Origin of the sequence: Citrobacter sp. Cb031 (assembly GCF_030336725.1) — a bacterium.
GTDB lineage: Bacteria > Pseudomonadota > Gammaproteobacteria > Enterobacterales > Enterobacteriaceae > Citrobacter > Citrobacter braakii.
This window is the reverse complement of record NZ_JAOWDA010000035.1, coordinates 113329-138713: the sequence shown is the minus strand read 5'-3', so window position 1 is coordinate 138713 and position 25385 is coordinate 113329. Positions and strand designations below refer to the sequence as shown.

At 53.4% G+C, this 25385-nt stretch carries 23 protein-coding genes; 5 read left to right on the top strand and 18 right to left on the bottom strand.

The features are described 5' to 3' along the window. The first annotated feature begins 28 nt into the window (after positions 1-28). Entirely contained in the window at positions 29-355 is a 327-nt protein-coding gene (locus tag OGV93_RS22435; protein WP_049282194.1) for a cupin domain-containing protein, read from the top strand. Between the two features lie 144 nt (positions 356-499). On the opposite strand, the gene kduD is transcribed toward OGV93_RS22435, so the two are convergent. From kduD to OGV93_RS22415, 4 genes are all read right to left on the bottom strand, one after another. Beyond that, positions 500-1261 carry a 2-dehydro-3-deoxy-D-gluconate 5-dehydrogenase KduD gene (gene kduD / locus OGV93_RS22430; protein WP_016154286.1) on the bottom strand — a complete coding sequence of 254 codons (762 nt, stop codon included), beginning with the start codon at positions 1259-1261 and terminating at the stop codon, positions 500-502. A gap of 57 nt (positions 1262-1318) precedes the next feature. Then, a complete protein-coding gene (kduI, locus tag OGV93_RS22425; RefSeq protein ID WP_016154287.1) occupies positions 1319-2155 on the bottom strand; it encodes a 5-dehydro-4-deoxy-D-glucuronate isomerase in 837 nt (278 codons plus the stop codon). A 484-nt stretch (positions 2156-2639) separates the two neighbouring features. Beyond that, positions 2640-3818: an acetyl-CoA C-acetyltransferase gene (locus OGV93_RS22420; protein ID WP_006686936.1), complete on the bottom strand. Its 1179-nt coding sequence runs from the start codon at positions 3816-3818 to the stop codon at positions 2640-2642. A 102-nt stretch (positions 3819-3920) separates the two neighbouring features. Continuing rightward, positions 3921-4805 carry a LysR family transcriptional regulator gene (locus OGV93_RS22415; RefSeq protein ID WP_016154289.1) on the bottom strand — a complete coding sequence of 295 codons (885 nt, stop codon included), beginning with the start codon at positions 4803-4805 and terminating at the stop codon, positions 3921-3923. Positions 4806-4906: 101 nt separating this feature from the next. Here OGV93_RS22415 and OGV93_RS22410 point away from each other — a divergent pair, with 101 nt between their 5' ends. Both OGV93_RS22410 and OGV93_RS22405 read left to right on the top strand, forming a co-directional pair. Further along, positions 4907-5362 (top strand): multidrug/biocide efflux PACE transporter, encoded by a 456-nt coding sequence (locus tag OGV93_RS22410; protein WP_016154290.1) that lies wholly within the window; start codon positions 4907-4909, stop codon positions 5360-5362. Between the two features lie 142 nt (positions 5363-5504). Then, positions 5505-6734, top strand: coding sequence for an amino acid permease (locus OGV93_RS22405; protein ID WP_049269331.1), 1230 nt, complete (start codon positions 5505-5507; stop codon positions 6732-6734). A gap of 53 nt (positions 6735-6787) precedes the next feature. On the opposite strand, the gene rcnR is transcribed toward OGV93_RS22405, so the two are convergent. Continuing rightward, positions 6788-7060 carry a Ni(II)/Co(II)-binding transcriptional repressor RcnR gene (rcnR, locus tag OGV93_RS22400; RefSeq protein ID WP_016154292.1) on the bottom strand — a complete coding sequence of 91 codons (273 nt, stop codon included), beginning with the start codon at positions 7058-7060 and terminating at the stop codon, positions 6788-6790. Between the two features lie 120 nt (positions 7061-7180). On the opposite strand from rcnR, the gene OGV93_RS22395 reads away from it, so the two are divergent. Beyond that, positions 7181-8062: a nickel/cobalt efflux protein RcnA gene (locus OGV93_RS22395; protein ID WP_287110187.1), complete on the top strand. Its 882-nt coding sequence runs from the start codon at positions 7181-7183 to the stop codon at positions 8060-8062. A gap of 45 nt (positions 8063-8107) precedes the next feature. Here OGV93_RS22395 and OGV93_RS22390 read toward each other — a convergent pair whose 3' ends face one another. The 7 genes from OGV93_RS22390 to OGV93_RS22360 all read right to left on the bottom strand — a co-directional run bounded on the left by OGV93_RS22390 (position 8108) and on the right by OGV93_RS22360 (position 16611). Then, positions 8108-9490 carry an amidohydrolase family protein gene (locus tag OGV93_RS22390; protein ID WP_287110186.1) on the bottom strand — a complete coding sequence of 461 codons (1383 nt, stop codon included), beginning with the start codon at positions 9488-9490 and terminating at the stop codon, positions 8108-8110. A 12-nt stretch (positions 9491-9502) separates the two neighbouring features. Beyond that, on the bottom strand, positions 9503-10453 hold the full coding sequence (locus OGV93_RS22385) for a carbamate kinase family protein (RefSeq protein ID WP_103928557.1): 951 nt from the start codon (positions 10451-10453) through the stop codon (positions 9503-9505). Positions 10454-10479: 26 nt separating this feature from the next. Further along, positions 10480-12030: a permease family protein gene (locus OGV93_RS22380; protein WP_172860673.1), complete on the bottom strand. Its 1551-nt coding sequence runs from the start codon at positions 12028-12030 to the stop codon at positions 10480-10482. A 117-nt stretch (positions 12031-12147) separates the two neighbouring features. After that, a complete protein-coding gene (locus OGV93_RS22375) occupies positions 12148-13566 on the bottom strand; it encodes a YlbE family protein (protein ID WP_016154297.1) in 1419 nt (472 codons plus the stop codon). Continuing rightward, on the bottom strand, positions 13566-15113 hold the full coding sequence (gene fdrA, locus OGV93_RS22370) for an acyl-CoA synthetase FdrA (RefSeq protein WP_016157393.1): 1548 nt from the start codon (positions 15111-15113) through the stop codon (positions 13566-13568). The genes OGV93_RS22375 and fdrA overlap by 1 nt, the downstream gene beginning before the upstream one ends. Continuing rightward, a complete protein-coding gene (locus OGV93_RS22365) occupies positions 15091-15990 on the bottom strand; it encodes an oxamate carbamoyltransferase subunit AllH family protein (protein WP_491700574.1) in 900 nt (299 codons plus the stop codon). Before OGV93_RS22365 ends, fdrA begins: the two co-directional genes overlap by 23 nt. A 15-nt stretch (positions 15991-16005) precedes the next feature. Further along, positions 16006-16611 carry an ankyrin repeat domain-containing protein gene (locus OGV93_RS22360; RefSeq protein ID WP_016157395.1) on the bottom strand — a complete coding sequence of 202 codons (606 nt, stop codon included), beginning with the start codon at positions 16609-16611 and terminating at the stop codon, positions 16006-16008. Between the two features lie 391 nt (positions 16612-17002). On the opposite strand from OGV93_RS22360, the gene OGV93_RS22355 reads away from it, so the two are divergent. Then, the gene (locus OGV93_RS22355; RefSeq protein WP_016154301.1) at positions 17003-17932 is read left to right on the top strand and encodes a LysR substrate-binding domain-containing protein; all 930 of its coding nucleotides are present in this window, start codon (positions 17003-17005) and stop codon (positions 17930-17932) included. Between the two features lie 42 nt (positions 17933-17974). Here the strand turns inward: OGV93_RS22355 and OGV93_RS22350 are convergent, their stop codons facing one another. From OGV93_RS22350 to pgaA, 6 genes are all read right to left on the bottom strand, one after another. Then, positions 17975-18247, bottom strand: coding sequence for a GNAT family N-acetyltransferase (locus OGV93_RS22350; RefSeq protein WP_016157396.1), 273 nt, complete (start codon positions 18245-18247; stop codon positions 17975-17977). Between the two features lie 11 nt (positions 18248-18258). Continuing rightward, on the bottom strand, positions 18259-18489 hold the full coding sequence (gene yjdI / locus OGV93_RS22345; protein WP_016154303.1) for a 4Fe-4S mono-cluster protein YjdI: 231 nt from the start codon (positions 18487-18489) through the stop codon (positions 18259-18261). Between the two features lie 82 nt (positions 18490-18571). After that, complete coding sequence (gene pgaD / locus OGV93_RS22340) at positions 18572-19078, bottom strand: poly-beta-1,6-N-acetyl-D-glucosamine biosynthesis protein PgaD (protein ID WP_016154304.1); 507 nt, start codon at positions 19076-19078, stop codon at positions 18572-18574. Beyond that, positions 19075-20409, bottom strand: coding sequence for a poly-beta-1,6-N-acetyl-D-glucosamine synthase (gene pgaC, locus OGV93_RS22335; protein WP_016154305.1), 1335 nt, complete (start codon positions 20407-20409; stop codon positions 19075-19077). Before pgaC ends, pgaD begins: the two co-directional genes overlap by 4 nt. Further along, a complete protein-coding gene (gene pgaB / locus OGV93_RS22330) occupies positions 20406-22427 on the bottom strand; it encodes a poly-beta-1,6-N-acetyl-D-glucosamine N-deacetylase PgaB (RefSeq protein WP_016157399.1) in 2022 nt (673 codons plus the stop codon). Before pgaB ends, pgaC begins: the two co-directional genes overlap by 4 nt. A gap of 9 nt (positions 22428-22436) precedes the next feature. Further along, entirely contained in the window at positions 22437-24899 is a 2463-nt protein-coding gene (gene pgaA / locus OGV93_RS22325; RefSeq protein WP_016154307.1) for a poly-beta-1,6 N-acetyl-D-glucosamine export porin PgaA, read from the bottom strand. Positions 24900-25385: the final 486 nt, after the last annotated feature.

Sequence of the window (25385 nt, the reverse complement as noted above, 5' to 3'; positions counted from 1 at the left end):
AACATTGTTTTAATTACAGGAATACCGGATGTTTATTTTTCATAAAGAGACCACCCTTGAAGATCTGGGCAATGGCGTTACCCGACGCATTCTTGCTCACGACGGTAAAATGATGGCGGTTGAGGTGAACTTCGAGCAAGGCGCGATTGGCCCGATGCACAATCATCCGCATGAGCAGCTGACTTACGTTTTGTCTGGGGAGTTTGAATTTACCATCGGCGAAGAAAAGCATGTCGTTAGGGCAGGCGATACCCTATATAAACAGCCCAACATTATGCATGGCTGCGTCTGTTTAAAACCGGGAACGCTACTCGATACCTTTACGCCCATGCGCGAAGATTTTCTGTCTGCGTAATTTTATCTGTTCGTAATCTGCCTGGCGGCATAATGTTGTTCCAGAGGGAATGAATATGTCGCCTCCGGTGTATTGCTACATTCACCTTATGTTTAACCGACAAAACCTGCCAAAGGGCAGGGTTTGTCGGTTCTGGAAAGCGGATTAACGCGCCAGCCAGCCGCCGTCTACCGCAACGGTATAGCCGTTGATATAGTCAGATGCGCTGGATGCCAGGAACACAATCGGCCCCATCAGGTCACTCGGCAGACCCCAACGACCCGCCGGGATACGATCGAGAATTTCTGCGCTACGCTGCTCATCAGCGCGCAGCTGTTGAGTGTTGTTCGTCGCCATGTAACCCGGCGCAATTGCGTTGACGTTGATGTTATGTTTGGCCCACTCGTTCGCCATCAGGCGGGTGACGCCCATTACGCCGCTTTTAGACGCGGTGTAAGACGGCACGCGGATCCCGCCCTGGAAGGAAAGCATAGAGGCGATGTTGATAATTTTGCCGCCGTTACCCTGAGCGATAAAGTGCTTCGCCGCGGCCTGAGACATAAAGAACACGCTCTTAATGTTCAGGTTCATCACGTCGTCCCAGTCTTTTTCGCTGAAGTCGATCGCATCGTCACGACGGATAAGACCTGCGTTGTTGACCAGAATATCGATATGACCGAATTCTGCCACTGCGCGCTCCAGCAGCGCCGGAATGCCGTCAATTTGACGCAGGTCGGCGGTCAGACTTAAAAAACGGCGCCCCAGCGCGGTCACGCGTTCGATAGTTTCCGTCGGTTCAACGATGTTGATCCCCACGATATCGCAGCCCGCTTCAGCCAAACCCAACGCCATACCCTGACCCAGGCCAGTGTCACAACCGGTCACAACGGCGACCTTACCTTCAAGAGAGAATGCATTCAAAATCATTGTAAATCCTTAATTTTTTATAATGCCCGCCGCAGCAGGCACGGCTATCGCCCGCAACTAGCGCAGATCTTTGACCGCTACATGGTCCATATCATCAAAGACCTGGTTTTCGCCGACCATGCCCCAAATGAACGTATAAGCTTTTGTGCCAACGCCGGAGTGAATTGACCAGCTCGGCGAAATCACCGCCTGCTCGTTGTGCATCACAATATGACGCGTTTCCTGAGGCTGCCCCATCATGTGGAAGACGCAGGTATCTTCTTCCATATTGAAATAGAAATAGACTTCCATACGACGTTCATGGGTATGACACGGCATGGTGTTCCACAGGTTACCCGGCGCCAGTTCGGTCAGACCCATGCTCAACTGGCAGGTTTCCAGCACATCCGGCACAAAATATTTGTTGATGGTACGACGGTTACTGGTGAGGTCATCGCCCAGCGTCACTGGCGCAACGTCTGCTGGCGTGACTTTTTTGGTTGGATAAGTCGTGTGGGCCGGCGCGCAGTTGTAGTAAAACTTCGCTGGTTTCGCCGTATCGATGCTGGCGAATACCACTTCTTTGGCCCCTTTCCCGACGTACAGCGCGTCACGATGACCAATTTCATAGCACTGGCCGTCAACGGTAATCGTGCCCGGGCCACCGATGTTAATCACACCCAGCTCACGACGCTCGAGGAAGTAGGTTACGCCCAGCTGTTTGCCGACTTCGCCACCCACAGAGACGGTTTTGGCCACTGGCATAATGCCGCCAACAATGATGCGGTCAATGTGGCTGTAGACCATGGTGTATTCATCTGCGACAAACACTTCTTCGACCAAAAACTCATTACGTAGCTCCTGAGTGTCCAGGGTTTTCGCATGCGCACTATGGATGCTTTGTCTTACGTCCACATTTACCTCCAGTGATAAATTGACCGTGAATGCTTAAACGAATAGCAAAACGCTGTTCCGTTTTATCTTATGCGCTCATGATATCCCTCCCAGAATGGGTTTTCAATTACAAATAAAACAACGTTTCACTTTTTCTGCATCTTATTATCAAAAGTGTAATTGCGATCACGCTAGCGCATATAAATCGCGGGAATAATTTCAATAAAATTATTTAAAACAATTAGATAGATAAAAATAAACAAGAGTAGTTCATGAAGGGCAGGGATAAGACACTGAAAATACAGCCAGCCTCACACGCCGTTCACACACCTTTTCTAACAAAGTGCGCTGTTAATCACATGAAATGAAACGCCGTTTTGATACGTTAGCAGAGTTTAGAGTGTATGTTTCTGTAACTGGCCTTGCCCTCCTGTTGGAGGGCTTTTTTATAGATGCAGGGGATATACAGCGGGAAAGGCGTTTAAGCAGAGAAAACTTCGGGTGGTTAATCTCGCTCGATAGCGAGCGCCACGCCCTGACCACCGCCGATACATAACGTTGCCAGGCCCTTGTGCGCCCGACGCTTCACCATTTCATGCACCAGTGAAACCAGAATACGGCAGCCAGATGCGCCAATCGGATGACCGAGCGCAATGGCTCCGCCGTTCACATTCACCCGCCGTTCATCCCACTCCAACATTTTACCAACGGACAATGCCTGTGCGGCAAAGGCTTCGTTGGCCTCGATAAGATCAACATCAGCCAGTTGCCAGCCCACACGCTCAAGGCAACGGCGCGTCGCGTACACCGGCGCAATTCCCATGAGCGCGGGATCGACCCCGACGCTGGCAAAGGCACGAATGCGGGCCAGCACCGGCAAATTCAGCTCCTGGGCCTTGGCCTCGCTCATCATCATCACCGCAGCGGCGCCATCATTGATGGAGGACGCGTTGCCCGCGGTTACTGAACCGAGCCTGTCGAAGGTCGGATCCAGACGCGCCAATCCTTCTGCGCTGGCATCGGTGCGCGGCTGTTCGTCGGTATCCACCACGAACGATTGCCCATTACGCTGCGTTACCACCGGCACGATTTCATCTTTAAAGCGCCCGGCGTCAATTGCCATCCGCGCCTTGTGCTGCGAATGCAGTGCGTAGGCATCCTGCAGTTCACGGCTGATGCCATATTCCCGCGCCAGATTTTCCGCGGTAACGCCCATATGGTAATCGTTGAAAGCGTCCCACAGGCCGTCATGCACCAGGCTGTCGACCAGTTGACTGTTGCCCAACTGTGCGCCGGTACGGCTATCAGTAAGGACATGCGGCGCACGGCTCATATTCTCTTGTCCACCCGCAATGACAATGTCGGCTTCGCCGCACTGGATAGCCTGGGTCGCCAGATGCAGCGCTTTCAGACCCGAGCCGCAGACATCGTTAATGGTGATGGCGGAGACGGTATTGGGTAGCCCACCATTGATGGCGGACTGACGCGCCGGATTTTGCCCGGCACCTGCGGTAAGCACCTGTCCGAGGATCACTTCATCCACAGCGTGAACGTCCACGCCCGTGCGCTCCAGTAACGCCCTGACTACCATGCTACCTAATTCAACGGCAGAGTGGCGCGCCAGCGTCCCCTGGAAGCAGCCGATTGGTGTCCGTAACGCCCCGACTATCACAACCTCTTTCATCACCACCTCAGCGCAAAATAACACCGCAATAGTAGATGATTGTTAAAAAGAGTTATCAAGGTTGTTTAAAAACGGTGATTTTTATCACAAAGGAAATTCGTATCATTTATTGGTCATCTGAACGCCACTCTGCTGTAAATGGTCGCGCAGCCAACTTCCCGCCACGCCAGGCGGTGATTTCTTATTCCACAGCAGATCGATAGAGATAGCCTTTGGCCAGCCGGGCAGCATCAATTGAACCAGCGGTTTTTCTGCCGCAAACTCCTCCACCAGCGCACAAGGGAGCGCGCACCAGCCGAATCCCTGCACCGCCATACTCAGCAGCAACAAATAGTTAGGCGCCGACCAGACGGGGCCGCGCGCCACGTTAGTGCCGCTCTCCAGATAGGTATTCAGCCGCAGCTCTCGCCAGGTATGCAGCTGTTCCCACTGCAGTTTTTCTTGAGTCGCCAGTGGATGCGATGCCGCAACGTATAATCCCATCCAGGTTTGCATCGGCAGACGCGTGACGCCCATGTCGGTCGGGTAATCCTCCCGGGCTTCGATCAACCCAACCTGAGCACGTCCTTTTTGCAGCAGATCGATAACGTCTTCATCTTCGCCAATCAGACATTCAAACTCGGTATGGGGAAACTTGTGGTCAAACTGCACCATCAATTCTTCCAGCACATCCGGGTGCAGCGTGTCAGACAAAACGAAGGTCAGACGCGCTTCCGTTTCACCCGACAGCGAAATCGCTGCCTCATCAAGACGTTCGCTGGCCGTCAAAATTGCCTGCACATAGCCCAGCACCCGCTTACCTTCTTCGGTTAGCGTCGGCTGACGTGATGAGCGGTCAAACAGCGCAAAACCGAGATCGGCTTCCAGATGCGCAATGGCCGTGCTGATGGTGGACTGACTTTTACGCAGCCGCCGGGCCGCAGCAGAAAATGAGCCGCAGGAAACGGTCTCCACAAATGCCGTTAACGCTTCAGGAGAGTAACGCATGAACTATCTACTTTATCGATGGATACTATCTTTTAGATATCACATAAAACGATAAAATTGCCACCATTCCGTTATCCGGGCATCAAAGAAGGTTTTAGATTATGCAACACGATACAGTCCAACGCCGCTCGTTACTGGAGCGAATTTTTCATGCCGTCTGCTTTGAAGGCATTGCCACCGCGATCCTCGCACCAACCACCGCATGGTTGATGCAGCGCTCGGTGCTGGAAATGGGCGGACTGACCATTCTTCTCGCCACGACGGCGATGATCTGGAATATCATTTATAACGCCCTGTTTGACCGACTGTGGCCGTCGCACCTGGTAAAACGTACGGCTAAAGTGCGGGCATTCCACGCCTTAGGCTTCGAGAGCGGTTTTATTGTCATCGGGGTGAGCATCGTGGCGTATGTGCTGAACGTCAGCCTGCTCCAGGCATTCACGCTGGAAATAGGTTTCTTCCTGTTCTTCCTGCCATACACCATGTTCTATAACTGGGCTTATGACACTTTACGCGAGCGCGTTATGAAGCGTCGCCAGCAGCGCGTTACTGCCTGATAATTCAAACAATAGCCGGAATCTTCTCGGTTCCGGCTTTTGATCCATTCACTCGCCCGCTTGTTGACACCTCCCCCAGCCCCTGCCATTTGTGGTAAATTGCGCTTCTTTTTGTTTATTTTATAGTTGATACGTTCAAATAATGTCGAAATTTTGGTCAAAAGAAGAGACTCTCTGGAGCTTCGCACTATATGGGACTGCCGTCGGCGCAGGAACCCTCTTCCTCCCCATACAGCTGGGTTCTGCAGGCGCGGTGGTACTGTTTATCACCGCACTCGTCGCCTGGCCTTTAACCTACTGGCCGCACAAGGCGCTGTGCCAGTTTATCCTGTCCTCAAAAACCTCGGCAGGTGAAGGGATCACTGGTGCAGTTACGCACTACTACGGCAAAAAGATAGGCAGCCTGATCACGACCCTCTATTTTATTGCCTTCTTTGTGGTGGTACTGATCTACGCCGTGGCGATAACCAATTCACTCACTGAACAACTGGCAAAACATATCGCCATCGATCTGCGTGTTCGCATGCTGGTCAGTCTTGGCGTGGTGCTGGTGCTAAACTTGATTTTTCTGATGGGCCGACAAGCAACCATTCGGGTAATGGGCTTTCTGGTGTTCCCGCTCATCGCGTACTTTTTGTTCCTTTCGCTCTACCTGACCGGAAGCTGGCAGCCAACGCTACTCACCGGCCAGATGTCTTTCGATCAGCACACGCTTCATCAGGTTTGGATATCTATTCCCGTGATGGTTTTCGCTTTTAGCCATACGCCAATTATCTCGACGTTCGCCATCGACCGACGTGAGAAATATGGCGAGCAGGCCATGGGTAAATGCAAAAAAATCATGAAGGTAGCCTACATCATCATCTGCCTGAGCGTGCTGTTTTTCGTCTTCAGCTGTTTGCTTTCGATTCCGACAAACTATATCGAGGACGCGAAAAATGAAGGGGTGACCATTCTGTCAGCGCTATCGATGATGCCAAACGCACCAGCATGGCTGTCGATTTCTGGGATCATTGTCGCCGTCGTGGCGATGTCAAAATCGTTCCTCGGCACCTACTTTGGCGTGATTGAAGGGGCAACGGAGGTGGTAAAAACATCGTTGCATCAGGTGGGAGTGAAGAAAAGCCGGGCCTTTAACCGCGCCCTGTCCATTATGCTGGTTTCGACCATTACGTTTATCATTTGCTGCATTAACCCTAATGCAATTTCAATGATTTACGCGATTAGCGGGCCGCTGATTGCCATGATTCTGTTTATCATGCCGACATTATCTACCTATCTGATCCCGGCGCTAAAGCCGTACCGTTCAGTGGGTAATCTGATCACCCTGATTGTCGGTCTGCTGTGCGTATCTGTGATGTTTTTTGGCTAGAACGTGTTTTTAACGGCTCATTCATCAGTATATGGATGAGCCGTTAAACTGACTTATTTGATGTACGAATCGAGCACCTTCAAAACCACATCCAAATCTTCTTCGCGCTTAATTTCATCGCCCTGATGCACAATGTGCTCGGTCAGATGACCTTTAATCACCTCGCGCATTAACCCGTTTACCGCACCGCGGATCGCCGCTATTTGCTGCAATACAGCCGCGCATTCATGCGGTTCATCCAGCATGGTTTTCAACGCCGCTACCTGCCCCTGAATCTTACTGGCTCGGGCTTTCAGCTTTTGTTTGTCGCGGATCGTGTGTGACATAGCAATACCTTTTCAACGTCTGGCTGTAGCGACAATACCATCGTCATTCTACTGGGGGGTAGTATTTAATACTGGGGGGGAGTAGAATCTGGCAAAATTAAACAACGAAGAATCATTCTCATGGGTGAGTTTTCTACGCTTCTTCAGCAAGGCAACGCCTGGTTTTTCATTCCCAGCGCGATTCTATTAGGAGTGTTACACGGTCTGGAACCGGGGCATTCTAAGACGATGATGGCGGCCTTTATTATTGCCATTAAGGGAACCATCAAACAGGCGGTGATGCTGGGGCTGGCGGCAACGCTGTCGCATACCGCAGTGGTATGGCTGATTGCGCTCGGCGGGATGTATATCAGCAAAGCGTTTACTGCCCAGGCCGTTGAGCCGTGGCTGCAGTTTGTCTCGGCGATTATTATTCTCGGGACCGCATTCTGGATGTTCTGGCGAACCTGGCAGGGAGAACAGAACTGGCTGACCCAGACGCATCATGACCACGATCATGAGCATCACCATGATCATGATGACCATCACCACCATCATAACCACGGTGAAGCTCACCACCATCATCACGAACATGATCATCACCATAGCGCCCTGGCCGGACTGAGCGAAGATTCAAAAGCGTATCAGGACGCCCACGAGCGGGCACATGCTACCGATATTCAGCGCCGCTTTGCAGGCAAAGAGGTCACCAACGGCCAAATATTATTGTTTGGTCTGACCGGCGGGTTGATCCCCTGCCCTGCTGCCATTACGGTACTGCTGATTTGCATCCAGCTCAAAGCCTTCACGCTGGGTGCCACCATGGTGCTGTGCTTCAGCCTCGGGCTGGCGCTAACGCTGGTAACGGTGGGCGTGGGAGCGGCAATCAGCGTGCAGCAGGCGGCCAAACGCTGGAGCGGATTTAACACACTGGCACGCAAAACCCCCTATTTTTCCAGCGCGCTTATCGCGATGGTCGGCTTATATATGGGGATTCACGGCTATATGGGGATCGTCGGTTAACGAGCAGAGAGCGCAGCAGCGATTGCCGCTGCGCATCAAACCAGGCTAGCTTGCGACGTTCCCCCACACCAGTTGGCCTTTATGGAAGGTCGCGGTGCGTGGGGAGATTCGCGCGACCGCTTGCGCTGAGCAGGAGGCATCCACCAGTACAAAGCTGGCTTCATCCTGCGCCTTCGGCCAGACGCGCTCACCTTTATCGTTAAGCGGCAGCACATCGCCGGTGGCGAGGAACAGCGCTCGCGACAGGTTGAGTTCATTGGGACGAATATACAGCTGCGCGTACAGATTCGCCTTCTCCAGCATGTCTCCAAGTCCGTACGGCGACCAATGGTCAATCACACTGTCAGTCCCGGTAATCACTTCCACGCCTTTGTCACGCAGCTGCTTGAGCGGCATATGCAAGGTACCGATCGGCACCGTCGAGGCAATGGTAATCTGCTGCGCCGCCATGCGGCTCGCCAGCGCATCCACCTGCTGTTCGTTCAGCGTCGCCAGCGCAAATGCGTGGCTGATGGTCAGTTTGCCCTTCAACTGCGGCGTTTTCTCCACCGTTTCCACCATGTAATTCACCGCCGCAACGCCCGCCGGGCTGGTTTCATGCAGATGGATATCCACGCCTTTATCGTAATCCAGCGCAATCTGGAACATGGTGTCGAGGGATTTTTCCATCGCCCCGTCCACGCTGGTTGGGTCCAGACCGCCGACGTAATGCGCCCCCGCCTGCATTGCTTCACGCATCAACGGTTCAGACTTCGATAACAGCAGGCCATGCTGCGGAAACGCCACGATTTCACAGGCAAAACCCGGCTGGCGACGCGCCAGCACCGCCTGCAGATTTTCCAGGTTTTTCAGCCCGGAAACCGGTTCGATATTGCAGTGGCTGCGGGCGATCGAGGTGCCTTTTGATTGCAGCAGATCGATGAGCTTTTCCGCGCGCTCCTGCGTGTAAGGCTGGAGTTCAGGCAGCAGCTTTTGCTCAAGGCGGATCATATCCTGAATGGTGGTGCCAGCCGGGCGATTCAGCGAACGCCAGGGACCGCCGTAAAAGGTTTTATCCAGATGGATGTGCATGTCGCGCATGGCGGGCAGCATCAGCTTTCCACCCGCATCGTAGTGCGGCAGCGTCGCATCCGGATGCTGCTTATTCTCACGCAGTGCAACAATTTTCCCGTCCTGAATTTCAACGGTTTGCAGCGCGGTATGGGTATGCACCACCACCGAGTTTTCGTAATCAAACCCCGCTTCCAGCAGGACGTTATCCAGGTAATAGTGCTTATCGTTAATCGTCATTGTGCTCTTCGCCCCGCAGGTGTTCCCGACAGGATTAGCAGCATACGCGACCGGAGCCACTGCGCCAAACAGCGCGGCAGCGGTGACCATTTTTCCGCTCTGACTTAAAAATTCACGGCGGCTGTTACTTTCCTTCATTCACATTTCCTCTCAGGAATGGACAATATGAGTGCCCGTTTCGCCGCGCAGTGCGGCCGGCAGGCATTCCGGCGTGGTGATGATCACTCGCTTACCGCCACGCGCCAGGAACGCCAGACTGGCAACGATTTTGGGTAACATGCTCCCCGGCGGGAAATGTCCCTCCTGCATGTAACGGGTCATCGTTGCGACATCCACCTTATCCAGCGCCTGCTGGTTGGGTTTGCCAAAATGAATACAGACCTGTTCGACGCCGGTGGTGATCACCAGAATGTCAGCGCGGATCTCCTGCGCCAGCAGAGCCGTGGAGAGATCTTTATCAATCACCGCATCCACGCTCTGATAATCCCCCTGATCGCTACGCACCACCGGGATCCCACCGCCACCCGCGCCAATCACCACAAAGCCTTGCTGGGTCAGCGTTTTGATCGCCTCCGCCTCGACAATACGCTTCGGTTCCGGAGAGGCGACGACCCGGCGGTAGCCGCGTCCCGAATCTTCAACAAAGCGCCAGCCCGGATTGACCCGCTGCAGTTCATCGCGCTGCGCTTCGCTAAAGAACGCGCCGATAGGCTTGGTCGGGTTAGCGAAGCCCGGATCGTTTTTGTCGACCTCCACCTGCGTGACCACCGTAACCGCCTTCTGATCACCGCGCCGCGCCAGGCGGTTGTTCAGCGCCTGTTGGATCAGATAGCCGATCCCGCCCTGCGTATCGGCGACGCAGTTTGCCAGCGGGGTGAGCGGCAACCCTTCACGCTCATGCGCGATTTCCGCACGCCGTAGATCCAGCCCCACCTGCGGCCCGTTTCCGTGCGTCAGCACAATGTTGTAGTCCGATGCCAACATCTCCAGCACCGTGTCCGCCACCGCTTTCACCGCTTCAGCCTGGTGCTCAATCGACTGGCTGGCGTTATCTTTGATAATACTGTTGCCGCCAATGGCAACGACCACAAGTTCTTTCATAGTGTTATCTTCCGCTTACAGGCGATTCAGGTCGTTTTCGTCGGTTCCTGCTCAGGCGCAGTCACCGCTTCACGGCTATCAAGAACATGCTTGAGGACAAACATGCCGCTCATCATCAGGTAGGCCACAACAAACATCATCGAACTGCCTTCTGCAAAGCCAACCGTCGGAGAGTGGATCACACCAAACAGCGATAACAGCGCGCCAAAAGCTGCGGCAATCGCCCCACGCAGCGGCTTATTCATAATGGCGAAGATAGCGACGCAGCCCCACAGCATACTGGCCAGCGGCGCGCCGCTTCCCAGATGCACCAGCCCATCGTAATAGACACCTTTGCTGTGCAGCAGGTCGCTGCCCAGTTTCCCCGCGGATGTTCCGGCGGCGCCCATCACGCTGTTGACGATGGTCAACGCCCAGTTAGCGATCCACGGGAACAAGCAGATAAAGATAACGGGAACCTCGACTTTGGGCGTCTCTCGCACCACCTGGTTGGCGGTCACCACGCCGATAAACACCAGAATCGGCACTATCGCAGTCATCGGAATAATCGCGAGCATAAACGCCCCCAGCCCAAACAGCGGTACCAGGAACATGGTGATGCCTGAAGCGAGGGTATAACCGATGCTGGCCCCCATCGCTTTCCAGCCCGCATGCCCAACATATACGGTCACCGGGAATGGGTTGCCCAGCATGCAGCCGAGCATGGAGGCAAAACCGTTCGCCATCATGACTTTACGGGTGTTGTACTCATCCCCCGCCGCATGCGCACTTTCAATGTTCTCAAGGTCAAAAATGTAGTTCGCCAGACCCAGAGGAACCGCAGAAGCCAGGTACGGCAGCGCGTGCGGCAAACCCTGCAGGAAGCTGTCGACATGGATTTCCGGCGGGTTGAATCCAAAGGAAGACATCGAAGATTTAATGGCTTCCGGGCTTTGCAAACCGGAGATCCACGCCAACGCTGTACCGGCAATCAGCAGCAGCAAACCGGTGGGGATGCGGGCAAAAATCGGCTTCTTACCGAACCAGTTAATGAAGATCAACAACAAGACGATGAAAGAGACGGTCGGCGCTTCGAATGCCTGCAGCATCGGGTTCATCGCCAGCAGCAACAGTCCCAGACCGGACAGACAAGAAAGTAATACCGTACGCGGGATCATCTTGCGGATGGTCTCGCCTAGGAAGGAGCCGCCGACCAGGATCAACGCTTCTACAAAGCACCACACCAGGGCTATCTGGATAGCAAAGTTGGCATCTTTGGTTTGCTGATATACCGGCATTAGCACCAGGAAGGTCACGGTAAAAATTGACGGTGCGCTCGGCCCGGACGGTAGCGCTGTCACGTCTTTGCGCCCGGTGTGCTTTGCCATCTGCAGGCCAAACCAGGCGTAGCAGACGCTGGCCACCAGCACCGCCAGACCAAAGGCAGGCGCAATGCGACCATAGACAATTTCGGTAGGGATCCCGACGACAAAAATGAGCAGCCCCATCATTGTCAGCAGGTTAGTCAGGTTGTTGGTCATCAGCCCAAAGTAAGCAGCCCAGTCACCACGTTTCCATTCTAGTTTTATGCTGTTCATGGAATATCCTTAACAGGTTAAGCATCGTTTGCGATCCCGGGGATCGCCCAGCCCTGCAGGTAAGCAACGTTTTTCGCTTCGCTACTGTGGGGCTAACAGCGTTAGCCCCGATTGTTGTTATTGGCAGTAGCGGTCGCGCCAGTTGAGGATCGCCTTTTCAAAACAGGCGAACGGCGGATGGACTATTCCGGCGCCGATCATGCCGATCCCCGCATCTTTGTGCGCAATTGCGGTGTTAATCACCGGCAGAATGCCGGTGCTACCCACGCGCGTAATGTCGATAGCGGTCGGTACGCCCATAAAACCAAGTAACGGAATGGTAACGTTGGGGTTTTCGCCGAGAGTGATTTCACGCATCTGGCGAGAGAAATCGACCGCCTCTTCAACCGTACCGCCCACCAGCGCCACGATGGCCGGTGCCGTGGCCATGGCAAAACCGCCGATGCCGTAGGTTTCGGTAATTGCGCTATCACCGATATCACGTCCGGAATCTTCGGGCTTATAGCCCGCAAACATCGGGCCAATCACCTGCTGCGCCGGACCGGTAAACCACTGACCCGGTAAGCCGCTGATGCGCAGACCGAATTCAACGCCGTTACGCGCCATCGTCGTGACTACGGTGCTGTATTCGATCCCGTGTGCGGCGTCCATTGCGGCTTTACACATCGCCATCCAGGTCGGTCCGGAGAAGTAATCGCTGCTGAGGACGAACTCGAATACCTCACGCTGCTGCTCAACCGGATAGCCGGTCTGAATAATCCACGGCGTCAGTGCCTGTATCAGTAGCGCCGTCCCGGCGTTGTTGCGGTTATGGCACTCATCGCCCATGTGCAGCGCCTGCGCCAGCATCAGGCGCAGATCGATTTCGCCCGCCAGCTTCATGGCGTCGCGCAGCATCGGTCCCATCACATCGCGCATCCAGTTCAGGCGATCGATAACGCTCTGATCGTTCGCGCCCATGCGCAGGATCTTCGCCATCTGCTCGCTCATATTGGTATATGCGCGGTTGCCGTAGGTTTTGTTCTCGACGATGTGCATAAACATCGACGCCGACGTCACACCCGCCATCGAACCGACACAGTCATGCTCGTGGCACGGTGAGAAGATGATTTCACCCGAGGCGGCCAGGTCGGCGGCTTCATCCAGATCTTTCGCCAGCCCTTCAAACACCAAAGCCCCGGTGACCGCGCCCTTCATTGCGCCGCACATTTTTTCCCAGCAGATGGGCGGTCCGGCGTGCAGGATGGTGTTGCGGGTCATGCCCGGCACGACGTTGATCGCCTGGTCATAGCCAATCAGCACCGGATGCGACTGGATAATGCGTTCCAGCGCCTGCTGGTTAGCGGCAGCGATTTTGTCAGCCAGCGGCGAATCGGCAATTTCGTCCAGTGCGGCCACGACCTGCATGTTGCCCTGGCCCGGCGGCGTCCAGTCGAGCTGGGTCACGGGAACATTCTGCTTTTTCAGGTCATCGCTGAACATCGCGATGCCGACGTTAATTACGTTCAGCGGCTGGTTAAACAGTGTCTGGCTCATCAGGCTTCCTCCCCTTTACAGATAAATTCACGCGCCAGCAATCCGGTATTGGTGCTACTGCTCGCCCAGATCACACCTGCATCGGTCAGCATCTGGCACTGTTTTTCCAGCGACGGCGTATCGAGATCGGTTCCCAGCACGTAGCCGAGGATCTCAAGCGGACGCCCCTCTGCGGCGGCGATCGCTTTGGCTTCGACGATCGCCTCGATCATCACGCCAACCGGATCTTCATGTGATCCATATCCAAGAACGAAGTCCATAACGATCACGCCGACTTCAGGATCGCGTGCTTCCTGCAACAGACGACTAATGCGGTTGGTTGGATCGATCATCGGGTGCGGTTTACCGTTGGTAAAATCGTCATCTCCGAAATCAAGGAAGGTATGTCCCACGCTGCGGTTGAGATCTGTCAGGCGAAAAGCCGGATCCGGATGAATGTTGCTGTAAACCTCCGCATGTTTTTCCATGGCAGCAAACATCGCCTCATCACACAGCGTACCGCCACAGAACAAGCCGCGAATGTACTTTTGCTGCGGGGTCAGGCGGGCGCGAACCTCTTCAATCAGCGGCCAGTTGAGCGGATGCAGATCCAGACTCTCTTTTTTCACGCCAGTCAGCAGTACCGCTTTCAGCGCCGCCTCTTTAGTGCCGCGTGCAAACAGCAGACCGTTTTCATCCGCAGGCGCGGCTTCACGTCCGAGGAAACACACCACGACGGGCTTATGGCAGGCGCGCGCACGTTCCAGCACCTTGCGCGCCACTGTTGGCGCAGGAGGTTTGGAGATAAGCGCGATGATCTCGGTTTGCGGATCGGCCTCCAGCATGCCAATCGCGTCAAGCATCATCAGGCCGCCAATCTTTTCGCTCAGATCGCGTCCACCGGTGCCAATCAGTTGGGAAATCCCGCCGCCAAACTCGTGAATGCGTACGCTCAGCTCCTGGCTACCGGTACCGGAGGCACCAACAATTCCGATGTTGCCGCGACGCACCGCATTGCCAAAACACAGCGCCGCGCCGTTAATAATGGCGGTTCCGCAATCGGGCCCCATCATCAGCAGCCCTTTTTCATGCGCCAGCTGCTTGAGCGCCAGTTCGTCTTCAAGAGAGACGTTGTCAGAGAACAGCATCACGTTGAGGTTATTTTGCAGCGCCTGACGCGCTTCACGCGCGGCAAACAGACCATTGACCGAGATCACCGCCAGGTTGCTGTCAGGAACATGCTTCTTCGCACTGGCAAGCGTGGCATAGCGCGCTTCATGCTGCCCCCCCTGCTCTTTATGCGTAAACAAATCTTCAATCGCCACCAGCGTCTGATCGTTCGCCGCCTCGCTGGCACCTTTAATGACAATCATCAGGTCGCCACTTTTCGCCTCTTCAAGTTCAGGCGTGAGCAGACCGAGATTCTTCAGTACGCCCTTATTCATTTCTGTCGCCATAGCCACGAACGCCTGCTCAACGCCATCGAGCTTATTTGCGCGTGTGGAGATAGACATCAGTGAGACAGAATCAAAATACGTATTCTTTTTAACAACTATCCTGATCGACATAATTCCCTCCGGACCTGTGGCTCAGGGCGCAGGCATCCGCCATGCCATACAGCATGTCGCAGCCAGAACTTGAGCCGATATTTTTAATGTCAGTAATATATTGCGTAGAAACGGGTTGTTGCTCAGTAATAATATGGTTCAGCAGCCGTCCGACGCTTTCCCGATAACGTTGATGAAAGGCTTCCTCTAGCGTTATTTTGCTGAGTAGCGTGGTATTATTTCCGGCACGTTGTAAGGCTGCTAAAAAATCATCACGATATTTCCCCAGCGGATGTCCAGGAATAAATAAAATAGTGCTTAAACCCACTAAATAATCATCAGATGAAGGCGTCAAACCAATCCCCAGACCAATTAAATGGCTGACCGCTGTAGAGATATTTTCTCCTGTATGCAACACCGCCAGTAATGTTTGCCGGTGACTCAGTAATTGACGGGTGATTTCCAGATAAAACGGGTTATCACCCTGGTACAGAAATAATGTGTCAGCGCTTCTTAGCTGTTGGCGGATAACCTCTTCCCAGCGCAGCCAGCGGATTGCAGCAAGGCTTATTGCATCAGGCCTCCACTGTGGTATGCGCCACGGCAGACAACCGGAAGTTTCTATCCATTTATCGTTGCCAACGGCTATCCCCGATTCGGTAAAACTGACTCTCTCACCGGGGTGAAACAGCTCTTCACAATGCGTCAGCGCCAGCCGACAGCTGTTAGGCGCGTTATCACAACCTTCACTCAGTAACGTCAGCAACCGCTGCTGTTCAGGTATCAACAGGTTTACCGCGCGGGAAAAAACCTGTTCAACCCGTCCCGTTCCCCGGAAAGCGAGAAACGCGCCGTCTGCGGTTAGCGCCCGTACGCATCGCCGTGATGGCGTGGCGATAGTGGCGCTCCTCTGTCAGGCTCCGGCCGCAATCAGCAGCTCGGCAATTTCGTGGTATCCTTTCTCCCGCGCCAGCTCCAGCGGGGTTTTACCGTATTTATCCGTCATGTGCGGGTTTGCGCCATGGTCGAGCAGCAGCTTGACGATTTCCTGCTGTTTCGCGCCGCCGTCATTAAGCACGATGGCTTCCAGTAACGGCGTCCAGCCGACAAAGTTGGTATGATTAACATTGATATCGGTACGCAGCAGCAGTTCGCGCACGATCTCTACATGACCTTTTTCGCTGGCTGGCGTAATACCGACGCCGCCAAAACGGCTCAGGCAATTAAGATCGGGATTGGCCGGTAATACGGTACGCAGCAGCGTTAAATCGTTAGTCAGACAGCTAATCAGGAATGGATTAAAACAGGTTTGATCCTGTTTATTAATATCGGCACCGGCAGCAATCAATAAAGAAACACAGTCATAATGTTTATTCAGGCTGGCAATAATTATGGCAGTGCGCCCCTGGCGGTTAGTGGCATTAATATCCACATTTTTTGCCAGGCAGGATTTTAATCCATCGGCATCACCCTGCTCTGCCGCCAGCAGAAATTCAGTAATGAGTTCTTTCTCTGACATAATCGCTCTCCTGCAGTTTTTTAGACTTTTTAAATATCCGATAAGTTGAGAATAGCAACAGAGTGCAGAGAATAATATCCGCTTAAATTTCATTCATCGTAAGCGTGTCGATTATTGAATCAAATTTAACAATGAGAACAAAACGTGCTGTAGTGCAATCTTTTCCTTATGACAGAGCCGCTTTTAGCCATTAATCAGTTGTCAGAAAAATCAGGCGTGATGCTACACGGATAGCGGCCTGCAATTAATATACAGAAGTGTGATTGCCTTCAAATCAATTGTAAAACTAGTGTTAAATTCTGTTCAAAACTGATTGCTCTGCATAAGGATTACAAATACATTCAACAATCATCGCGTCGCAGATGCGCGTTTGTCGCCGGAGGGGAGGAATATGAATTCAATTTTTACCGAGGAAAACCTGCTGGCATTTACGATGGCAGCCCGCTACAGCAGCTTCAGCAAGGCGGCTGAGGAACTTGGCTTAACCACATCAGCAATTAGTTACACCATTAAGCGCATGGAGCTGGGGCTCGACGTGGTGCTGTTTACCCGCAGTACCCGCAGCATTGAGCTGACCGAGTCCGGACGCTATCTGTTTCGCAAGGCGACCGACCTGCTCAACGATTTCCACGCCATCAAGCGCAGTATTGATACCATTGCTCAGGGCATTGAAGCCCGGGTACGCATCTGTATTAATCAACTGTTGTATACCCCTCAACATACGGCACGACTGCTGCAGGTACTCAAGAAACAGTTTCCAACCTGCCAGATAACCGTCACCACCGAGGTGTATAACGGCGTCTGGGATTCGATCATTAACAACCTCGCCAACATCGCTATCGGCGCGCCGGATACGTTACTGGACGGCGGGGGGATTGATTACACCGAGATCGGCGCGATCCGTTGGTCGTTTGCGATTGCCCCGGATCATCCGCTGGCTTTTATGCCTGAACCGATTTCTGAGAGCCAGCTGCGCCTGTACCCGAACATCATGGTGGAAGACACCGCGCACACCATCAACAAGAAGGTCGGCTGGCTGTTACACGGACAGGAGTCGATTCTGGTTCCTGATTTTAATACCAAATGCCAGTGCCAGATCCTGGGTGAGGGCATCGGTTTTCTGCCGGACTATATGGTACGCGAGGCGATGGAAAAGTCGTTGCTGGTCACGCGGCAGATCCACAACCCGCGTCAGGATTCAAGGATGCTGCTGGCGACCCAGCATTCGGCCACCGGTCGTGTAACCCAGTGGATTAAAAAAGAGTTTGGCCCACAAGGTGTATTGACGGGAATTTATCAGGATTTGCTGCATCGGGAGTGATGCGCCGGACGGCGGTCATGCCTTCCGGCGCACGTAAGATTATCAGGCGCGAATATCGTCGTACTCGCGGGTTTTATCAAACTCATGTTTGGCAAACGGGCACAGCGGAATAACTTTGCGGTTTTCGGCGCGCATTTTCTCCACCACCTTCGCCACCAGCAGTTTACCGACCCCCTGGCCTTTCAGGCTGGGGTCGACATCGGTATGTTCAATGATGCTCAGATGCTCACCCGTCGGCACGAAGACAATCTCGGCAACCTGATTGCCTTCGGCATCGTTAACATAAAATTTGTTGTGGCCTGCAAGAATTTCCATGGTCCCCTCACTCATTTCTGGCGATATTTCAGCGCACCGCTCGGACAGGTATCAATCACTTTAATGACCGTCGCGACATCCACTTCATCCGGAATGATCCACGGTTTACGCTTCAGGTTAAAAAGCGCTGCGCTTCCCCGCACGCAGTTGCCCGAATGTTGACATATCGCCGTATTGAAGTAGACGTCAATCTTCTCACCGGTATAGGCCCGGTAACCGGCATCCAGTAGTTCCTTATCCACGACATTGCCTCGCATTTTTTTATTGTCTGGGTCTAATCATAGACCTGTGCGAGGCTGAAGGAAGCAACTGAAAGTAGAAATATCACTCAGGCCTTTTCTGCAACAACGGCTGCGGCTCTGGCGGCAAATACTCCAGCATCGCAGGCGTCGGCGGCGGTAGACGGTTATCGGCGATGTCCCTGTCCACATCGATATGACTGATTTCACCACTTTCATGATGGTGAACCGTCAGCACCCGCGCTTTGTTCAGCTCTGTCACCAGTTCCCGGGTAATACGTAAACTTTCCGCCAGCTCATGATCTTCCAGTCCGGGCCTGCGACTGCGACGTTCCACCCGAAAACGAAACTGGTTGTACTTCGCCCAACCAATCAGCACCAGTCCGTTGACCAGCGCGACAAGGATGTAAAACGTGACCGTATCCAGCGTGGTGAAAAAGGGTCGCACGCCTATATAAGGTGAGTGCGCCAGAGCGGTGATCAGCCCTTTATAGATCAAATATAAAAAGCCAACCCAGGCAAAAAGCGTTAACAACACGTCAATGATGCGCGGCAGCAAACGCTGCTCCGTAAAGATCAGCGGCTGGCTCATGATTCGATCCTCCCAATTCCACGATCGGGACTCACCCAACGCGCCCTGCCGCGTTTGCGTTTGAGCATTACTTTCGGGAAAGCGACCAGCGTGGTGAACAGGCTTAGCATCCAGTACACCACCGGGAACCAGATAATCCAGAACAACGACGCGCCAATGCCTTTTTCATAGCGCCGCTCAATCATCAGACTCACCGCAAACTGCAGCAAGCACACCACGCCGAGGATTAGCCCAGTAAAGGCCGGCGGGAACAGATGTTGTACATACAGCGAGTCCGGCATCGGGATCATCAGCCCTAACAGGAACAGCACGATACTGATCGCATAGGCAAACGCCCAGGTGGTAGAAAAACAGAACTCAAAAAACAGCGGCCACATACGGCGATATTCCCATGACCACAGGCGGCGCATGTTCACGATAAACACCTCCGCACCGCCTTGCGCCCAGCGCAGTCGTTGTTTCCATAACCCTCTTAACGTTTCAGGCATCAGGATCCAGCACAGTGCGCGCGGCTCAAAGAATATCGACCAGTGGCGCAATTGCAGCTTCCAACTGATATCGATGTCTTCGGTGATCATGTCCGGGCTCCAGTAACCGACCTCGGCCAGCGCGCGACGACGAAACGCAGCAACCACGCCGGAAACGGTAAAGATCTGCCCATAAACTCGCTGAGTGCGCTTAATCAAGCCGATAATGGAAGAAAACTCCCCGACCTGCACCCGACCGATTAAGGTGGAGCGGGTTCGAATACGTGGGTTCCCGGTCACCGCACCGACGCGCGGGAACTGGATCAGCGGCGCCACAATATAGGCAACGGCATCACGGTCCAGTAACGCATCGCCATCAATACACACCAGGTAATCACTGCGCGCCGCTGCTGCCCCGGTCTTGAGCGCCAGCGCTTTGCCCTGGTTTTCAGCCAGATGAATCACCCGCAGACTGGGGTATTCCACCGCCAGTTGTTCCAGCACGTCGTGGGTGTCATCCGTTGAACCATCGTTGATGGCAATCACTTCAATATTTTTATATCGCTGCGCCAGCGCGGCCTCAATGGTTTCGCGCGCATTGATCCCTTCGTTAAAACAGGGGATCAGAATGGAAACCAGCGGATTCCCCTCCAGCGTCGGTGGCGGTGTGTCATCTCCCCATTTCCAGTGACGCTCACGGTAGAACCAGAAATAGACCCCGCCGCTTATCCACAAAGCAGACATAAACAAGGGCCAGAAGAAGACGAAGTTCAACATCACTTCACCTGTAAAGATGACCGCCACGCCAAACGGCAGGCTGAACATCAGGCAAAGTATCAGGAAAGCAATTATGCGATCGGTCATTTTTGCGGGTACCAGTATGAGGAGAACGTCGAGCGAATCTCTGACATCTCAGGTTTGTCGCTGATGAAATCATCCGGGTAATAGCCGTAGTTACCTGCACCGCTTAGTTTCAGCTGGCGCATCCATTCGGCTATTTGTTTTCCGCTGATTTCAGCCTCGTCCCCGGATTTACGCCAGTCTCGTGCCTGTAGTTCAAACACGGTTTTGTCCAGCGCGCCGGGCGTTTGTGCAACGGCATTCACTAATCTGTCGAGCCAGGCGTTGGCATCATTAGCCGGGATCTGCTCCATGAAAGGCATCGCCATCGGTGCCGTCCAGTCATAGGTATTGAGGAAATCATTCAGGTTCTGCGCAAACCAGGCTTCACTCTCCGGCTCCAGTACCGGCATGGCGTAAATATTGCGCGCCGTCTGCACCTGCGGACCGCGAATATTACGCACCGCCTGGGTCAGTTGTTTGGTGAAGTCGATCAGCACCTTACTTTTCAGTCGCGTCCAGCGCTCGAACGCCTGTGGATTGCTACGGATTTGCTCAATGCTTCCGGGAAGCCCTGCGGCGCGGTAGGCTGCCAATGCTTCCGGTGACGCGTCTTCAAAGTCCGTCAGGAAAGCATCGTCATGGAACAAAATCCCTTTGAAGCTGGCGTGTTTGGCCAGGTCTTCATAGATTTCAGTGATGCGCTGACGCGCTTCGCTGCTCCAGGGGGACAGACGGACATAATTCTCGCGGTTGATCGCTGTACGTCCCGTTTTCGGATCCCAGGCAGTTACGCGTGGGATGGAAGCGTCGAGATCGAAAGCCAGAACCGGCATCCAGGCATACACCGTCACCCCTGCCCGCGTTTGTAACTGCCAGGAGATATAGTTAAAGAGGTCGGCACGCATCGGCAGCCAGCGGTTAGGGAAATAGAGCTCGCGAATATTTCCGTCACCCTGCGGATCGGCGTAGGCCTGCAGGAAGACATGAGAAATACGCATGTCATAAACGCGCTGGATAAGTTTGTCGATGTTTCGCTTCTGCTGAGCAGGGTCCTTGTCATACACGTAATCCAGATCGACATGCATCACGCGCATCGTCTGCGGTTCACGTACCTGAGCGACCTGGCTGGCAAAGCGCTTAAGAGAGGGGTTATCAGAGATTAGCACGCGCGGGATGTCATCAAGAAACGCGGCATTCGCCAACCCTTCGTTGAGCGTGAAGGCCATCTTATAGCCATGCTCTTTAGCCAGGTTTAACGTTGTGCCATTGGCCGCACCGTAAGGCCAGACCCACGCGCGCGGTGATTTCCCGGTCACCGATTTGATCTTGTTGGTGATGAGAGAGATATCCGCGTTTATACGGCGCGTGTACTGTTCATCCGTTTCGTAAGTGCCGGTTTTCTTATCATACAGGCGGTTCGCCACCGCCGGTTCTTTACTTCCCTGCGGGTTGGCTTGTGCACCGAAATGCGAATTCCAGGTGTGCGCACCGACTTCCACCAACGGTGATTTGCCCATCTCTTCGACCATTTTCCAGGTGGCGAATTTATCTCGCGCCGTCATTAAGCCGCCAAAATCGACTTTTTTGTTGGCGGGAGCATCAACCCAACTCCCCACCGGCGCCCAGAGCGCAGGCCAGTTATAGGCTTTCAGCAGCGGCCAGACGCGGGTATAAAAACTGCTATATCCGTCATCAAAGGTGAGTAATACCGCTTTTTCCGGCAACACGATTTTACCGTCATGGGCGTCCAGGATTTGCTGCACGCTGATCGGGTTATAGCCATTATCACGCAGCCAGGCCATTTGGTCGCTCAACGCGCTGGTGCGCACAGAAAGATAGCGTTGGTCGGCGGCACCATCCTCGACATCGTGGTAGCCGAGCACCAGGAAGCTATTTTTCGGCCACGGATGATCCGCCGTCAGCGGCGTTCTCTCTGCGGGAGGAACGTAGCGAGGCGTTGTATTGTGCGCACTACTGCACGCGGTAATCATCAACCAGCCAGCGATTAATGCGCTAAGCCACAGGCATCTTTTCAGCATGAACAATCCTTAAAACCTGACATTTAAATCGAAAGCGAGGGAGATATTCCGCTCACGTTTACCGTCGTAGGGGCGTTTATCCCAAATAAGCATCACCCCGCCATCTACGACGTTGTTCCATTTGAGCCGTTGTCCGTATCCCACCTGAACGATGGCACCAGCGTCCTGGCCTTGCTGCCAATAGCCACCTACGCCAGCCAGACCTTGCTGCGTCCACACGGTGTCATAATGGCGGTAAAGAACCTGCTCCGCACTCAGACCCGGTACCACGGAAAAATCACTCTTCGGGTTGTAATACGGCACATTCTCTTTGGTGTTGGTGCTCCCGCCGATGCCCGGGGTAAAGTCCAGGGTGAAGCGCGGCGTTGTCCACATGCGCTCTTTTCCGCTGAGTCCGTATTCGATGCGATCGTTACCGTCTGAGAAATGTGATGCGGCAAACGACAGTTGATATTCACGTCGTTCGTTTTGATACCAGCGAACAAACATATCGCCGCCGTTGGCATACACGCCGCTACGCAGCGCGCGCAGTGGCGTATTACGCGACAAGCGCTCGGCCGAACCGCCTACGCGCCAGTTGTCATTGAAGTCATGCCAGCCGGAAAGACGACCGCCAATTTTCTGACCATCGCCATAATTTCGGCCAGAGACTTCCATTTCTGCCCAGTAGTCGCGGGAAGTCCATTCCGCCCCTGCCGCCAGATCGCGGCTGATGCCTTTACCTTCCTCAAATTCGCCAGTAGCAAAGTTGAATCCAGTAAACAATCGCCAGTTGTCGTTAATTGGCGGACTGTAAATGGCAGTATTGATATTGAAGTCATTCTTACCGCTGACCGGGCTATCGGACGAGATCCCTTGTGTGCCGCTAATGCGCACTTCCGACATTTTGTGGACATCACGAATACGCGCGAGGCGCAGCGTCGCTTCATCATCTGGGCTACGAGCGATGACGTCATCCGTCAGTTCATCGGCCTGCCTCCATTCCTGGAGATCCAACGCAACATAAGCCTGCTGACGCTCCAGTTCCAGGTTACTTGGCTCAATCACTTCCGCCAGCTTCAGCTCTTTCTCCGCCGCATGCGGCAAGCCACGCGCTTCAAGAACGGAGGCATAAGATATGCGCAGCCCCTGGTTACCTGAACCTGTTCGCGCCAGATGCTCTGCGAGCTTTTCAGCCTCAGGTAGTTCATTGGCAGCAATATAATATTGCGTCAGCATCGACTGTCCGAGCAGCCAGTTATCGTTAGGCTGCGGCGTTGGCGAACCATAGATGCGTCGCAGGTACGGACTCTCTTTGATTAGGTTTTCGGCCTGTTTTTTAGCGGCATCAAAGTTTTCATTATCGATATGCGCGTAGAACAGATCCTGTTGATCCTCAGGACCAAGCGGCGTAACGGGAATCGGTCCATTCGGGTAGTAGATGCTCATCAGCATCGCTTCGGTTTTTTCTGGCTGGCGTTCGCTTAACCATGCCGATGCTACCCAGCGTTTTGCGTAGTTTGGCACTTCGCCGCTCGCAGAAAGCGATTCGTATTCCTTAATCACTTCAGACGTTCGCTTACGAACCAGCAAAGCGCCCATGCGGTCAATTCTCGCCCGACGGACATCATTCTGCGCGGATGGCTCATCCTTCCAGGCAGCCAGCAACTGGTCATAGCGGGCCAGCGCTTTATCCGCCACGATAAACCGCTCTTCTTCATTACGTGCGGACGTATAGGAGGAACGTACCATTTCGGCGGCCGCATCAAGCTCAAGGCGGCGCTTCACAGGATCTGCCGTAGGCACTACCTCCGCCATATTTAAGGCGGGCCCGGAAACACGGTTTGCTGACAGAGCAGACAGCAGCGTAGATTTTGCATTTTTGTTGCCAGGATCAACGTCATCCGCCTGGCTGGCAACCAACAGCGCGTCCCAGTTTTTTCCCTGAGAATGATATACGTAGGCAAGTAGCGCATCGGAGTCAGCCCCCGGATGTGCCTGTGCCCATTTATTCGCTTCAGTAAGGGCTTGCTGATTGTAGCGAGCATCTGCCAACGTCATTATCCAGCCAGTGCGTACGTCAACGTTGTCAGGCTCTTCCTGTAAAACGCTTTCCCATACCGCCAATGAATCATTCCAGTTTTTCTGGTTACGGTACGCACGTGCAGCGGCGACTTTGCCGCGTGCAGGCACATCCATCTGCCCACGATAGCGCTGCCAGATTTCAATAGTGGCTTTATCGTTGTTATCAACCCAACTGGAAACTTGCAGCCAGTCGGCAACCTGATTTGGCGTTAGCGCGCTTTGCTTTCCCTGATCCTCTAGATAACGCAATAACGGTGCACTATTACCACCCCGCGCTTCAATAACCAAAGCGTCATAATCTGATGTCGCTGCAGAGATTTGCATAGGGAAAAGAACGCTTGCCGTAAATAAACAGCTTAAAGACTTAAAACGTTTAATGAAGTTGGCATGTCGACGCATACTTAACATATCTGCCCTTATAACTTACATCAGAGTAAAAATAAGCGTTTTCAATATATTACAGTCGGTTACTAACGATACCCGACCATGTAAGATGCACTGCCGCTTATTTTGCAATAGGGTTATGAAGCAATTAACTCTTTCGTCTTATTGACTACCCGCGCCTCGCCCTCTAATCGTGGGAAAGCAGGCGTAAACTCGAAAATTTTATCACTCAGCGTAGTTCGTGGCTATGCGATACGAAAACTCTTAGACAAAAAAGTATTTTAGACTAAATAATCCTAATACTCTTGGGATTGAATTCTGGATTTAGATTAAGTTTGCATGACGAAACCTTGTGACGATGATAACTATTGCTGGTTGGCATAGCTACACCGCGCAACTGTTTGCATGGTAACTATTGTGTGCGGATAGAGAAAGTTCTGATAATAATGCCCCTGATAACAACAAAGATAACAATGTAAATAATATAACCTAATTTTAAGTTTCGAACAG